The sequence below is a fragment of the uncultured Abiotrophia sp. genome, from assembly GCF_963520105.1.
In the GTDB taxonomy this organism is placed as follows: domain Bacteria; phylum Bacillota; class Bacilli; order Lactobacillales; family Aerococcaceae; genus Abiotrophia.
Genome location: NZ_CAUQPN010000011.1, coordinates 23,361 through 38,231, shown reverse-complemented (window position 1 = coordinate 38,231; position 14,871 = coordinate 23,361). Strand labels below are relative to the sequence as shown.

Annotated in this window: 12 protein-coding genes; 3 read left to right on the top strand and 9 right to left on the bottom strand. The window is 48.4% G+C overall.

Annotated features, from left to right (window positions below; translation table 11 throughout):
• Nucleotides 1-103: 103 nt before the first annotated feature.
• Nucleotides 104-1,336, bottom strand: a complete 1,233-nt coding sequence (locus tag RWO08_RS08930) for an O-antigen ligase family protein (RefSeq protein ID WP_311469116.1) — start codon at nt 1,334-1,336, stop codon at nt 104-106.
• A 300-nt stretch (nt 1,337-1,636) separates the two neighbouring features.
• Nucleotides 1,637-3,580: a threonine--tRNA ligase gene (gene thrS, locus RWO08_RS08925; protein ID WP_314211850.1), complete on the bottom strand. Its 1,944-nt coding sequence runs from the start codon at nt 3,578-3,580 to the stop codon at nt 1,637-1,639.
• Nucleotides 3,581-3,629: 49 nt separating this feature from the next.
• On the opposite strand from thrS, the gene RWO08_RS08920 reads away from it, so the two are divergent.
• Complete coding sequence (locus RWO08_RS08920) at nt 3,630-3,770, top strand: hypothetical protein (protein WP_291430131.1); 141 nt, start codon at nt 3,630-3,632, stop codon at nt 3,768-3,770.
• A gap of 171 nt (nt 3,771-3,941) precedes the next feature.
• Here RWO08_RS08920 and RWO08_RS08915 read toward each other — a convergent pair whose 3' ends face one another.
• Nucleotides 3,942-4,922, bottom strand: coding sequence for an aromatic acid exporter family protein (locus RWO08_RS08915; protein ID WP_314211849.1), 981 nt, complete (start codon nt 4,920-4,922; stop codon nt 3,942-3,944).
• Nucleotides 4,923-5,074: 152 nt separating this feature from the next.
• Between RWO08_RS08915 and RWO08_RS08910 the strand changes: the two genes are divergently transcribed.
• Both RWO08_RS08910 and RWO08_RS08905 read left to right on the top strand, forming a co-directional pair.
• A complete protein-coding gene (locus tag RWO08_RS08910; protein WP_314211848.1) occupies nt 5,075-5,374 on the top strand; it encodes a hypothetical protein in 300 nt (99 codons plus the stop codon).
• A 101-nt stretch (nt 5,375-5,475) separates the two neighbouring features.
• Nucleotides 5,476-6,690, top strand: coding sequence for a D-alanyl-D-alanine carboxypeptidase family protein (locus RWO08_RS08905; protein WP_291427778.1), 1,215 nt, complete (start codon nt 5,476-5,478; stop codon nt 6,688-6,690).
• Nucleotides 6,691-6,832: 142 nt separating this feature from the next.
• Here the strand turns inward: RWO08_RS08905 and RWO08_RS08900 are convergent, their stop codons facing one another.
• From RWO08_RS08900 to ligA, 6 genes are read right to left on the bottom strand one after another with little or no spacing between them, the layout of a single operon-like run.
• Entirely contained in the window at nt 6,833-8,212 is a 1,380-nt protein-coding gene (locus RWO08_RS08900; RefSeq protein WP_311468771.1) for a peptidoglycan binding domain-containing protein, read from the bottom strand.
• A 45-nt stretch (nt 8,213-8,257) separates the two neighbouring features.
• Complete coding sequence (gene gatB / locus RWO08_RS08895; RefSeq protein ID WP_314211847.1) at nt 8,258-9,691, bottom strand: Asp-tRNA(Asn)/Glu-tRNA(Gln) amidotransferase subunit GatB; 1,434 nt, start codon at nt 9,689-9,691, stop codon at nt 8,258-8,260.
• 9 nt (nt 9,692-9,700) lie between these two features.
• Nucleotides 9,701-11,167, bottom strand: a complete 1,467-nt coding sequence (gatA, locus tag RWO08_RS08890; protein ID WP_291427775.1) for an Asp-tRNA(Asn)/Glu-tRNA(Gln) amidotransferase subunit GatA — start codon at nt 11,165-11,167, stop codon at nt 9,701-9,703.
• Nucleotide 11,168: 1 nt separating this feature from the next.
• On the bottom strand, nt 11,169-11,465 hold the full coding sequence (gatC, locus tag RWO08_RS08885) for an Asp-tRNA(Asn)/Glu-tRNA(Gln) amidotransferase subunit GatC (RefSeq protein ID WP_070756494.1): 297 nt from the start codon (nt 11,463-11,465) through the stop codon (nt 11,169-11,171).
• Nucleotides 11,466-11,525: 60 nt separating this feature from the next.
• Nucleotides 11,526-12,761, bottom strand: coding sequence for a CamS family sex pheromone protein (locus RWO08_RS08880; RefSeq protein ID WP_070756493.1), 1,236 nt, complete (start codon nt 12,759-12,761; stop codon nt 11,526-11,528).
• Between the two features lie 14 nt (nt 12,762-12,775).
• Nucleotides 12,776-14,785 carry an NAD-dependent DNA ligase LigA gene (ligA, locus tag RWO08_RS08875; RefSeq protein ID WP_314211846.1) on the bottom strand — a complete coding sequence of 670 codons (2,010 nt, stop codon included), beginning with the start codon at nt 14,783-14,785 and terminating at the stop codon, nt 12,776-12,778.
• Nucleotides 14,786-14,871: the final 86 nt, after the last annotated feature.

Here is a 14,871-nt window from a genome sequence, read left to right as displayed (position 1 = left end):
AAGCGATACATAAAACCCTTATGTATCAACGATTATAGAATGATTTCGGTATAATAGACTAAATAGTCAAAAAAGCAAGCGATAGGCACTTGCTTTTTGAAACTTATAATTTAATTTTTAGATAGCCATCTTCTGACCGATAAGAAGCTAGGGCTTCCCAAACTGCCACTGGACAAGTCACAATGAAGAGGAAGATATAGCCAGTCTGTAACCACATGACCGCAACGTCACTGAGGCCATGGACCAAGACGGTGACAATCATGGCGGTCACTAGCCCAATCTCAGCTTGAACTTCTGGTTTGAACCAGAGGGCCACCCGCTCACGGAAATAGCCAACCGTCCCAATCAAGTAGATTGCCGTCCCATAGAGACCATAAGAAGAGAGGAACTCTAGGAAAATCTGATGGGCGTGAGGTTGTCCCTTACCACCATAGAGATAGAAGAAACTGAAGTAGGACATAGGTCCCCGCCCTGTTAAAGGATAATCGGTGAAGATGCCCCAAGCCGCCCGCCAAATCATTTCCCGCTCTTCTAAGCTATGAGAGAAGGAAGCCGAGGTAAAGCGCGCCAAGAGTTCCGGGAAGAAGAAGACCAGACAGGCCCCTGCTAACCCAATCCCTCCTAGCCACAAGACCAATCGGCGATTAATGAAGAAAACAAAGGTGATGGTTCCCACTACCAGGGCCGGCAAGGCCATGCGGGAGGCGGTCAGCAAAATGCCGACCACATTCAAGACCATGCTAAGACCATACCAGACCTTGGCCTTCTTAGTGCCTGCCTTGACAAAGAGGTAGGCCCCCACCAAGAGGGCAAAAATACAGAAGAGCCCATAATAGTTGGCATTAAAGAGGGTTGACATGGCCCGGTGTTGGGGGTTAGGATCCCGCACAATATAGTCCAGGGGGAGACCATGACTAGCAATAAAGACTTGGTAGTGATAGATAGCATAGAGGCTAGTTCCGATACTGCCTAAGCCAATGATATTGAGCATTTTTATCAGTAGGTCTGGTGTTACAAAACTACGATAAATCCGAAAGAAGGTCCAAACCAGGATAAAGCCAATGGCTGCCCAGATGCCGTACTGGTTACGGTTGGCAAAGGCTATGATAAAGCTAAAAATCGCGCCCGCACCGAACCAGCCTGTTCCTAGGGCAATCTTCCATAAACGTCGCCGGTACTTCCAGAAAATCAAGCCCACGGCTATTACCGCCGCTGGCACACTAATATAAAAAGGAAAAAGAATTAAGATACTTACATAAGTCATAATGAGTGCAGGCTGCGACATTAGATCGCGGAACGTTGGCCGTGTCGCCTGCTTGCTTTCAGTAGTTTCCATATAAGCTACTCCTCGTTGATCAGGGTCAATTATTACCTTCTTATTTTACCCTATTTGGCCGGAAATTTCCAATCATGCCATAAGCAAAGTCTGTCTTTAGCATGGTCTCTTCTAGTTGCATCTGCCACCCTATCTATCAATCTATCTATTGATAGATAGGGTATGAGCCAGCAAATTTACGTGCTCTATCAGACACAAGTTGTGTTTGGCTTTCCTGTGATAAAAGCCAAAAGGCTAGATTCTGCCTCGCCCCCAAGGACGACAGGCAGGATCTAGCCTTTTCTATTTATTCAATACCTATTAGTTAAGACGGCTCTTGTTAGCGACGTCCTCGCTTAAGAGGCGGACAAAGTCGTCATAGCTGTAGCTTTCTGACTTGGCAGAACCGTAGTGGCGGACGTTAACCGTGCCTTCAGACACTTCTTGGTCCCCAATAACAATTTGGTAAGGAATCTTCGCTGTTTGAGCGGAGCGAATCTTGTAACCCAACTTCTCATTACGCAAGTCCATATCCACACGGAAACCTTTGGCCTTCAAGTCTTCATAGATTTCTTGAACGCGGTCACTGTGAGCCTCTAGGCTAACTGGCAAGAGGGCCACTTGAACGGGCGCCAACCAAGTTGGAAAGGCTCCCTTGTACTCTTCGATTAAGTAAGCCACAAACCGTTCCATGGTAGACACAACCCCACGGTGGATGACCACTGGACGGTGGTTATCTTGCCCATCTTCCCCAACATAAGTCAGGTCGAAGCGTTCTGGCAAGAGGAAGTCCAACTGAATAGTAGACATGGTTTCTTCCAAGCCAATAGCAGTCTTAAATTGGATGTCCAATTTAGGACCGTAGAAGGCTGCTTCCCCGATGGCTTCGAAGTAGTCTAAGCCCAACTCATCCATGGCTTCCTTAAGCATAGCTTGCGCCTTTTCCCACATCGCATCGTCATCAAAGTATTTCTCTTTGTTTTCTGGGTCACGGTAGCTGAGACGGAAGCGGTAGTCTGTAATCCCAAAGTCATGGTAAACCGCCTTAATTAAGTCTAGCACGCGAATGAATTCTTCCTTGATTTGGTCAGGACGCACGAAGATATGAGCGTCGTTCAGGGTCATTTCACGAACCCGTTGTAAACCAGATAGGGCCCCTGATTTCTCATAACGGTGCATCATGCCTAATTCCGCAATCCGGATTGGTAATTCGCGGTAGGAATGAATGTCATTCTTATAAATCATCATGTGGTGTGGGCAGTTCATTGGCCGCAAGACAAGCATTTCGCCGTCGCCCATGTCCATTGGTGGGAACATGTCGTCCTTGTAGTGAGCCCAGTGGCCAGATGTTTGATAGAGGTCTACCTTGGCCATGATTGGGGTATAAACGTGGTCATAGCCTAGGCTGATTTCCTTGTCCATGATATAACGTTCGATCACACGACGGATGGTTGCCCCTTTTGGTAACCAGAATGGTAAACCAGAGCCTACTTCCTTAGATACCATGAAGATACCCAGTTCTTTCCCTAATTTACGGTGGTCACGTTCCTTCGCTTCTTGGCGTAGACGCAAGAATTCATCTAGGTCAGCTTGCTTGAAGAAGGCCGTCCCGTAAACCCGTTGCATCATCTTGTTGTCAGAGTTACCACGCCAGTAAGCCCCAGCCAAGCTTAGCAGCTTGAAGACCTTAATCTTGCCTGTTGATGGTAGGTGGATCCCACGGCAGAGGTCAGTAAAGTCTTCTTGTTGGTAGACAGTGATGACTTCATCTGCTGGCAGGTCTTTAATCAATTCCACCTTATAAGGGTCGTGCTTGAAGAGTTCGAGAGCCTCAGCGCGAGACACTTCCCGTCTTACAATTGGGTAGTTCTGGCTGATGATTTTCTTCATTTCCTTCTCAACTGCAGGTAGGTCGTCTTCAGTTAATTGAACTTCCTTGTCAGTATCGTAGTAGAAACCTGATTCAATGGCAGGCCCCACCCCAAAATGAATGCCAGGATAGAGGCGAGTTAAGGCATGGGCCATCAAGTGCGCGGTTGAGTGGCGCATAATTTCTAAGGCTTCTGGGCTCTTGTCGGTGATAATTTCAATGGTCCCGTCGGCTTCCAAAGGCCGGTCGTGGTCCACCAATTGACCTTGGAATTTGCCAGCTAAGGTTGCTTTGGCTAAAGAAGAGCCGATGCTAGCGGCCACTTGATCGACAGTGACACCCTTGTCATAGTGACGGACACTGCCATCTGGGAAAGTTAAGGCGATTTGAGACATAATAGTTCCTCCTCATTGGATAATAGTGCTTGGTCGACAGTCTTAATCATTGGAAATAAAAAATCCCATTGACTCTGGTATTGCGACACAGAGTCAATGGGACGTTGATAACGTGGTTCCACCCAAATTTGCTTCTGCCATTGACAAAAGCCTCTTGGTGCTGGTAACGGGAGCAACCGTCTTGACTTAACAGGCTAATTATTGCCCTTAGGCCAAGAATCAGTGAAGAGGTAAGCAACTATAGCGCCAGGATGTTGCACCAACCCATCCCTCTCTTGTGCACGCGACTAGCCACTCATGGCTTCACTCTCGATTAAGATTCTAGATATGTTATACCACTTTTGCTTAAAGAATTCAAGCCCTAGTCCCGGTAGATTTGCCAATCTTGGGCATAGGTCTGGTAGAAGGCTACCTTAAGAGCGATAAAGCGACTCAGGTCATTCAAGAGTTGGAAGAGTCGGGCCCGATTCTCGAATTCCTGCCGGCTGACTGGCAAAGGTCGCTCCCGATAATAAGCTAGCAAGGCCTGGATATCGGCCATAAGATAGGTACCTGGATTGGCCGTTTCCAACTGGCTAGCCGTCAGATAAAAAATACCGGCCAAGACCTTGCTTTCTTCGCTCTCTAAGAAGCAGTCAGGTAAGGTGGTCATCATCTGCTCCAAAAGTTGGGCCTGAGCCTGACGCATTTCGACATAGTGGACATCATAATTGGTCTGTCTGAAGAGTCGGTTATCTCGCTCAGTCAAGACCGTGGTCAGGGCTGCTTCTAGTTCCTGATTAAGGGTCTCTATGGCAGCTAAGTCTGCGCCCCGTCTGGTTTGGGGCTGGCGCAAAGAATCATGAATAGTCAAAAGCAGCTGGCGTAGTTGGTCTTCGATACGCGCCCTGTGGGCCAGAATCAGGTCTTCTTTGGAAGGCATATAGCTATTAAAGGCTAGGGCCAGCCCTGCCCCAATGGCAAAGAGCCCCACTTGATTGAGCCAATAAGAGGCAGCTAACGACTGCCAACCTAAGAGTTGGGTGACGAGGACCGTGCTAGCCACTAGACCCGACATAAGCTGGAGCCGATAGCTGAGGGGTACATAGATGATCAGGAAGAGGGCTAGACTAAGCATGTTGAAGCCCAGACCAGCAAAGAGCAACCAAGCCAGAGCCAAGGCCAATACCATGGACACTAGACGCTCTTGAGCCAACTTAAGTGTGGTCCGTCGCGTATCCGACAAGCTCAAAAGGGCAATGACCCCCGCTGTCATCGGATTCAAGAGCCCCAGCGCCTGAGCGGTCAGCGCCGCCGCTAAGACAGCCAGAGTATATTTAGCAGTTCGTAATGGCAGGGACATGGCGCCCCCTCCCTTCACTTATCTTTTTCTTCTATTGTTATACCATCTGAGCTGAAAAATAACAATCCCCACTAGTATTTTAGCTATCTTCACAAAATCTTCGCAATTATTAGCTATACTATGAAAGTACACCCCGAAAAGGAGCCATATCCATGCCTAACCCCAAGCTTACCAAGGGTTTCCGTCTAACCGCCACAGTGCTGGTTGACAATTACTGGATTCCCCGGCAAGAAGTCGAGCGCTACTTGGCCCGACGTCAATACTGGTCCCAAAGGCTTATGACCTACATGAGCCAGGCCGGTTGGCAAGCCCAACTTGACTTTGAAGGGAGTCAAGACGGTTTAGCCGTCCTAGGTTTGGATGCGCAAGGCAAAATCCAGGCCCTCATTCACCTGGATCCAGCCAATCTGACTGCCTTGGAAGCCGGTATAGCCCCGGAAGAACTCTTCTAATTGCCTATCTAATAGGAAATATGGGCTAAATTTATTGGCATATGCTTCTTTTTTCTGATACAATGACCATATACGTCCAAATAACAGGAGGATTAGACTCGATGACCAAGTTACATACTAAGCTCGTTTTAGTCACCCTAGCGAGCACTACTCTACTAGGTTTAGCTAGCCCTATTATGGCCCAAGAGCTAAAGAAAACCCCAGACTTAACTAAGGATTTTAGCCAAACTCAAGCCAGCCAAGCATCTAGCTTCACCATGCCGAGTGGCTACCCTGAAGAATTAAATAGCCTAACCGAAGATACCCGTTCTTATGTCGTGATTGACCAAGATACCCACAAGGTCTTGATGGAACGTGAAGGGAATAAGCCTTATCCAATTGCTTCTATGTCCAAAATTATGTCAGTTTACTTGACCTACAAAGCCATCGAGGAAGGCAAAATTAAACTAGACGATAAGATTAAGACACCTGAATCCATTGTCCGTGATTTCACCGACAATGCGGAATTATCTAATGCTGGCCTAGTGACCGATGCAGAATACACCGTCCAAGACCTCTTATACGGGATTATGTTAGCATCTGGTAACGACGCGACCACCCTTTTGATGTCTCACATCTACGGTTCTGAACAAGAAGCTGTTGCTGCCATTCGTCGCCAACTAGATGAATGGGGCATTGAGAACTATGAGTTCTACACCACATCTGGGGCGCCTAACAAATACCTACCAGAAAGCTACTGGATTGAAGGGTCAACCAAGGACAGCCAGAACAAAATGTCTGCAGCTGATGTTGCCCTGATGGCCCAATACATCACTGAAAAATACCCACAAATCCTAGAACTGTCTTCTGCCCGTGAATACACCATGGCCAAAGACAGCGACCATCCAATTAAAATGGCCAACAACAACTTGCTCCTTGAAGGGGCTCAATATGGCCGTCCAGGCGTGACGGGTCTGAAATCAGGTTATACGGATGAAGCCGGCAAGTGCTTCGTCACTACCACGACTGAAAATGGTCGTAAGATGATTGCCGTTGTTATGGGGGTTCAAGAACCTTACTCTTCTTATGAAGAAACTAAGATTCTCTTAGACGGCTTGAACAAGCACCCTGAACTCTATCAATTAGAAGGCTTGGCTACCAACCTCCTGCCAACCCAAGCAGAGAAAGAAGCTCAAGCTGCTAAAAAGGCTGCAGAAGAAGCTGCAAGCAAGGCTCAAGCAGCAGGCAGCAAGGAAGAAAACGTTGAGAATCTCCCTAACCGCCGTAACAACCCATTTACTAACTTTATGCGTAGTATCTTTGGGATCTTTAACTAAGACTTATACCGGCTGAGACTAGTTCTCAGCCGGTTTTTCTAACTAAGAAAACTTCCCATTATATCATATATGATATAATGGGAAGTTTGTTTTTACCTCAAGACCTAAAAAAAACGAGACCTACAGGTCTCGTTTTTTGCTATTAATTAAAGACGATAACAGGTGTCCCGTATTCTACGTTCTCGTAGATGGTTGCAGCTGCGTCTAGTGGTGAGTTAACACAGCCCAATGAACCACTATGGGTCCAGACTTCGCCACCAAATTGGCTTTGCCATGGGGCGTCATGAATCCCTTGGGCCTTATCGTCGAAACGCATCCAGTAGTTAACCGGTACAGAGTAGTCTACTCGATAGAACTGGTTGTAACCCTTGAGTCGGGTCCCAGCCAATTTTTCAATGATAGCCCCTGCCCCAGGAACTGTCTCAGCCGCTGGTTGACCAGTGACAACAGGTGCCTCCAAAATTTTCTTATGGTCCTTATAGAGGAACATGGTTTGGTTGGCGATATCGACTTCCACGTAGGTTGGGCCGATATCATCCTTGGCATTAGGCACGCCACCAGTCGAGTTCACGGCAGGTTCACGCTTAACTGGTTGGTGTGCCAGCAGCTCTTGCTCAATCTTGTCGACTTCCTGGTCCACTTCAATGCCCCAACCCATAATGCCAGGTGGTACCTCTACTGTACCGCGTAAGGTTGATTTGAACTCACGCGTCTTATTATAGGTAGAGTATTTTTCATTCAATTCTTGAACGTAAGCCTTGATGAGCTCGCGATCGAAGCTGACTTGATTATTCTCGTCAAAGTGCATCCAAGATTCAATGGTCTTGGTCGGAATTTGAACATCATCGCCGGCAATCTGAAGAACGATTGGGTTCTCACTATACTGCTTGATTAAGCCAATCGCTGACTTCATGGTGTCGCTATCTGCTTGGATAGTTGCCTTAGCATAGGCTTGGCTGACATCCACACTCGTCTTTTCTTGTGTCGCAGCGACCAACATATCTTGGGCCAGGCTATCTGTATCAACCTGAGTACCTGTCACATCTGACTTCACTTGATAGCCATCTGCTTCACTATATTCGATGCTAGCATCTGTCGCCGCCTGACGTTGGCTGTTATCAATGCCTTTGGCTGCTAGGACTTGAGCTGCTTTGGTTTTATCTACATGGACCATGTTGGAGTCCACCTTAACATCTTGGTGGCTACCAAAACTCAATGGCCACATCACTGGATCTTGCTGATTGAAGAGTTGACCCACAGCCTTATCCAAGTCATAACTTGGTGATAATTCAGCCAAAGTCACTTGGGCAGTGGTCTTCCCATTCTCTTGCAAGTTAATTTGACGCTTGCCAAGTTCTTCAGCAATCTTCTCTTGGGCTTGGGCTTGAGTTAAGCCCATGAGCGGAATATCTCCAAAGTAGCTACCGAAGGTAAAGCGATCTAGGAAGAAGATCAAGCCCCCGATGTAGGCTACTGCTAATAAACCCAGAAGAATCATGCTGTATTTCAAAAAGCGTTTCATTGGCAAATCCCCTATCTAAAATTATCGTTACTCTCTATTATACGGTTAGATGAAAGTTTGTAAAGTCTTAATCAACAATTGGTTGACGACTTGTGGGTTGGCTTGCCCTTTAGATACCTTCATAATTTGACCAACTAAGAAGCCAACAGCACGGTCTTTCCCGTTACGATAGTCTTCGACAGAGGCTTGGTTAGCTGCCAAGACTTGGTCAATGATAGCTTGAATTTGTGCTGGGTCGCTAATTTGGGCCATGCCACGTTCTTGCACAATGACATCCGCATCGCCACCCTCAGTCACCAGAATCTTGAAGAGTTGCTTAGCAATCTTAGAAGAAATGGTCCCTGATTCAATCAGACGAATCATTTGTGCTAGGTTGTGTGGCGTCAATTGAGTCCCAGAAAAGGTAGTCTTGGCACTGTTCAAGTAAGCCGACACTTCGCCCATGAGCCAGTTAGAGGCTTGTTTAGGATCTGCGCCTTCAGCCACGGTAGCCTGGAAGAAATCAGACATTTCCTTGGTCAAGGTTAAGACCATGGCGTCATAGGCAGGTAGGCCGAACTCCTTGATATAGCGAGCCCGACGGCTATCTGGCATTTCAGGAATGGTAGATTTAACCGCTTCTACCCATTCAGGTGCAATGGTAATCCATGGTAAGTCTGGTTCAGGGAAGTAGCGGTAGTCCGCAGACCCTTCCTTAACCCGCATGAGCAAGGTCTTACCAGTCGCTTCATCGTAACGACGAGTTTCTTGACCAATCTTACCACCTGCTAAGAGCACTTGAGCTTGACGCTTTTCTTCGTAGGCCAAGCCCTTCTTAACGAAGTTGAAGGAGTTGAGGTTCTTGAGCTCAGTCTTGGTCCCGAAAGCTTCCTGGCCATAAGGACGCAGGGAAATGTTGGCGTCGCAACGCATAGACCCTTCTTCCATCTTAACGTCAGAAACTTCCGTATACATTATTTTCTCGCGCAAAGCTTCCAGGTAAGCATAAGCTTCTTCTGGTGAGCGAATATCCGCTTCAGAGACAATCTCAATCAGAGGAGTCCCTTGACGGTTAAGGTCGACATAAGAATAGCCATCACTAGCATGGGTGTTCTTACCCGCATCTTCTTCCAAGTGCAGACGCTCAATGCGAATACGCTTGGTTTGGCCATCGACTTCAATGTCAATGTAACCATTTGACCCGATTGGCGTATCAAATTGAGAAATTTGGTAGGCCTTAGGGTTATCTGGGTAGAAGTAGTTCTTGCGGTCGAACTTCATTTCAGGCGCGATTTGACAGTTAAGCGCTAAAGCTGCACGCATACCAAATTCAATGGCCCGTTTGTTAACTACTGGCAAGACACCAGGGTAACCCCAGTCGATTTCGTTGGTGTTGGTGTTAGGTTCGGCCCCGAAATGTGCAGGCGATGGGCTGAACATCTTGGAATCAGTCTTCAATTCCACGTGGACTTCAAGTCCGATAATCGTTTCAAAATTCATAGCGGTCTCCTATTCTACGGCTGCCCGTGGGGATTGGTTGACATAGTCATGTCCGGCTTCGAAGTTTGCAGCCACTTGATAGATGGTCGCTTCATCCAATGGCTTAGCCATGAGTTGCAAGCCGATAGGAAGTCCGGCCTGGTCTAAACCTGCTGGTACTGACAAGGCTGGTAGCCCGGCCAAGTTGGCTGGCACGGTTAAGAGGTCAGCCACATACATTTCGATTGGGTCTTGGATCCGGCCCCCGATTTCAAAGGCAGTTGAGGTGGTCGCAGGCCCCATGATTACATCACAGGCTTGGAAGGCTTGCTCGAAGTCTTGGATAATCAAGGTCCGAACTTGAGCTGCCTTCTTGAAGTAGGCATCATAGTAACCTGAGCTCAAGCTGAAGGTCCCTAACATAATCCGGCGTTGTACTTCTGGCCCGAAACCTTCCGTCCGTGATTGCACATAGACTTCTTCCAGGGTTTGCGCGCTCTGCGAACGGTAGCCATAGCGAATCCCGTCAAAGCGTTGTAAGTTAGAAGAGGCTTCTGAAGAAGCAATAATATAGTAGACATTGATCCCGTACTTAGAATGTGGCAAGGAAATCTCCACGATTTCTGCTCCTTGGCTTTCGAAGTAGGCAGCGGCTTGATCCATGCGCTCGCGAATTTCTTGGTTGATGGCTTCTGAGCGATAATCCACTGGGAAACCAATCTTCAGACCAGCTAAAGGTTGGCCAATCTTCGCACTATAGTTAGTATCAATTTCAGGCAAGGAAGTAGAATCCTTAGCATCGTGACCGGCAATGGCTTCTAAGACCAGGGCGTTATCGGCCACGGTTAAGGTCATTGGCCCAATTTGGTCTAAACTAGAACCAAAGGCGATAAGGCCATAACGAGAAACCGAACCGTAGGTTGGCTTCATCCCAACTAAACCAGTAAAGGCTGCCGGTTGGCGAATACTCCCCCCAGTATCGGTCCCTAAGCTAGCTGGCACTTGGCGAGCGGCTACTGCTGCCGCAGAACCACCAGATGACCCACCTGGTACGCGGTTCAAGTCCCAAGGGTTGCGCGTTGTCTTGAAGGCCGAACGCTCACAGCTAGCCCCCATGGCAAACTCGTCCATGTTGAGTTTCCCTACAATGATGGCACCGGCTTGGTGGAGTTTTTCTACGACCGTCGCATCATAAGTTGGCACGAAGTCTTCCAGCATACGGCTGGCAGCAGTGGTTACCAAGCCCTTGGTTACGATATTATCTTTAACCCCGATCGGAATCCCGTTAAGGATTGGCGCATCCGCCCCATAGCCACGTGCATCCGCTTGAGCTGCGGCTTCTAGGGCCAAGTCTTTGTTGAGGGCCAAGAAAGCTGCCACTTGTGCATCTGTCGCTTCAATACGTTCGAAAGCCGCCCGCACCAAGTCTTGTGATGTAAATTTACCGGCTGCTAAGCCTTCTTTCATGGCTAAGATTGTCGTTGGATATTGGGTCATCTTAGGCTTCCTCACTTTCCATGATGGCTGGTACTTGAATGAAGCCATCCTTGCTAGTTTTAACATTAGCTAATAATTGCTCCCGCTCAACGCCTGCTTGGGCCTTGTCTTCACGGAAGACATTGAGGAGTTGGTTGCCATGGTAAGTCGGTGCCACCCCTTGGGTATCCACTTGTTCGAGTTGCTCAACAAAGTCGATAATAGCATTGAATTCCTCGGTAAAGGCATCAATCTTGCTGTCATCGAATGAGAGTTTCGCCAATTTGGCGACGTGTTTGATATCGGCTGGTTGGACCATGCGATTCTTCCTTTCTGATACTGACTTTATTTGCTGGTTGTTGAAGGGACGAGCGACCCCTTATTTTAGAATTTGCGATTGATACTGGTTGCTACCCGCCGGCTTGGTAATAACAGCTTCGGTCCCTTCTGATGACTCAATCCGAACTTGCAGATCCAGTCCTTCAGGGAAGGTATTCTGGGCGACATCCGTCACATGCTGGGTCAGAGCGGTAATCTCCGTTAAATCATAGAACTGGGTCACGATATTAATCTTAAGAGAAGCTAGGCTGCCGTTGATATTGAGGGCTTCAGCCGTAATCCCATTAAGTTTAGGGAAGAAGTCGCTGACCTTGGTCCGGAATTCTTCAAAACCTGGGTATTGATCGTTACTACCTTGGTTGGTCCCTACAAATGGCAGGAGAGCCCGGCTTTCGTTATGCTCGGTCCAATCGGTTACGGCATTCCCCTCACGGGAAATCCCATCTAAGACGAAGGTCCCACCCACCACATTATTGGCAGGGGCTTGACTGAAAATGGCCACAGAAATTGGCACAGAACGCAATTCAGGGGTTGCCCGCAAACGACCCACGATGGTGTTGGCGTAGGCTTTACCCCGCTCCCGCATTTCCCCGATCGAGATTTCCTGACGGTGCACCACGTTATTGGAGTCGGTATATTGATATTCACTATTCATGGCCAAACCGATGACAATCCCAGATAGAGAGTAGCCATCGTTGGTTTCCACCATAATGTCTTTTTCCATGATTTGGGCCAGATAAATTGGCGTTGCAGCCGCGTCCGTAATCACCTGGTCATTGGAGCTAGATTCTGCACTAGACGATTCTTCCTGGCTTGACTCACTGCTTTGCGCCGAAATGGTGCTTTCAGCCTTACGCTGTTGCTCGGCATCATCGGGCAAACGAGGATTGAGCCCTTCTGGGTTATCATCTGATTCACGCCCCGTCCAACGGGTCATGGTCTCTAGATTAATCAGGGTTCCTTCCTGCAGGAAATATTGGTTGGTTGGAAAGACGCCTTTGGCAATCCGCAGGAGCCCTTCTTCAAAGGCACGGATATTACCGGCGGAACTAAGGTTACTGTCAGAGCTGCTGGCTACCCCTAATTGGTAGCGACCATTGCTGATAACTGCCCGATAGTTCTCACTAGACAGCTGGTTCTGAGTGGTCTGCACCACCACTTGGTTAGGTCCTACCACTGGCTTTTTGGTATTTTCGGCTTCTAGGTTGTTAAGACACCCTGCCAGGGTCAGACTGACTGCCGCGAGGGTCAGTCCCTTCTGCCATTTATTTTTCATATTTTCACCACTTTTTATAGATTTGCTAAGAAACTGGCTTCGTCAAGGATGGTTACACCCAAGGACTCCGCCTTGCTTAATTTGCTTCCGGCTTCCTGACCTGCCACCAAATAATCGGTCTTCTTGGAGATACTGCCGGTAACCTTAGCTCCCCGCGCTTCTAAGAGCTCCTTGGCTTCAGAACGCGAATAGCTTTCCATGGTCCCAGTCAGGACAACGGTTTTACCTAACCAGAAATCATTGGCTGAGGCACCTTCCGCCACTTCAAGAGGCTGTAGGCCCTGATAGGTCAAATTAACGCCTGCCTCTGCTAGGCGTTTAAGCATGGCTTGGCTGGATTCCAAGGCCAGATATTGCACTAGAGACTGGCTGATAATTGGCCCGACTCCTTCAATGGCCCCAATTTCCTCGGCAGTCGCCTGGCTTAATCGATTCAAATCACCAAAGACTTGCAAGACTAAGCGCGCCGCCTTGGCGCCCACATGTCGAATACCCAAACCGAAGAGCAAACGCTCAGCGGAGTTGGACTTGCTAGCTTCAATGGCAGCCAGTAATTTCTGGGCGGATTTTTCTTGGATTTTATCTAGACCTAAGAGATCTTCTAAGGTCAAACGATAGAGGTCATCCAATTCCGTGACTGCTTGACTAGCGACTAGCTGGTTAAGAATACGTGGTCCCAAGCCCTGAATGTTCATAGCACCCCGAGAGACAAAATGGCTCAAGAGGGCTAGGCGTTGGGCCGGACAGACTAGGTTAGGACAGCGTAAAGCCACTTCCTCACCCTGACGTACTAAGGGCGTCTGACATTCCGGACAATGGGTCGGAATGGTCAGGGGCTGACTGTCTTGGGGCCGTTTAGCCAAAAGCACTGAGGTAATCTCAGGAATAATGTCGCCCGCCTTATGAATCGTGACTTGGTCTCCAATCCGCACATCCAGGCTCTCAATCAAGTCCACATTGTGGAGACTGGCGCGTTGGACCGTTGTCCCTGCCAATGGCACGGGATCCATAATGGCAGTTGGTGTCACGACACCCGTCCGCCCCACGGTCCATTCCACCTCACGTAGGGTGGTCACCGCTTCTTCAGCCGGGAATTTATAGGCAATGGCCCAGCGTGGTGCCTTGACCGTAAAGCCTAAGGCCTGTTGCTGGTCAATGCGGTTAACCTTGATGACCACGCCATCAATCTCATAAGGCAAGTCATGGCGCTGTTGGCCAATCATTTGGATATAGTCAATCACTTCTTCAGCCGTCTGACATTCACGTCTGAGCGGATTGGTCCGTAGCCCCAATTGCTCAAAAGCCGCAAAGAGACCGGCCTGACTCTCAGGATGAAATTGATCCGTGTAGACTGCACTGTAAAGGAAGATATTGAGTTGGCGGTCAGCCACCGCACGCGGGTCTAACTGGCGTAAGCCACCAGCCGCCGCATTGCGGGGATTCTTAAAGATTTCTTGGCCTTGGGCTTCGCGTTCCTCATTGAGTGCAAGGAAGACAGCCTTAGGCATGTAACATTCACCGCGCACTTCTACTGATAGATTTTGTCTTAGACGTAGAGGCAAGGAGCGAATGGTACGAAGATTCTGGGTGATGTCTTCGCCAATTGTCCCATCCCCCCGAGTGGCGCCACGTACAAAGACACCGTCCTGGTAGGTAAGGGCAATGGCTAAGCCATCAATTTTACATTCACACATGAAGGAGACAGGGCCCTCGACTTGTTGGGTCACCCGCTCAATAAATTGTGTCACTTCATCTGGACTGAAGGCATTGCCTAGACTATACATGGATTCTGCATGAACAACTTTACTAAAGCCTTCTAGGAGCTGGTCCCCAACCCGTTGGGTAGGCGAATCTGACGTAATCCATTCTGGATGCGCCGCTTCAATTTCTTCCAGTTCCCGATAGAGGGCATCATAGCTTGCGTCACTGACCAGGGATTGGTCTAGAACATAGTAATGGTAGGCATAGTCATTTAATAAGTGTTTGACTTCTTCAAGGCGTGCCTGAAGGTTTTGGCTTGGCATTTTCATTCTCCTTCATATCCAGGTCAGCTAGTGAGCCATGGGCCCACTACCCTATTCTACATTATAGCGCATTTGAGCGAATTTTT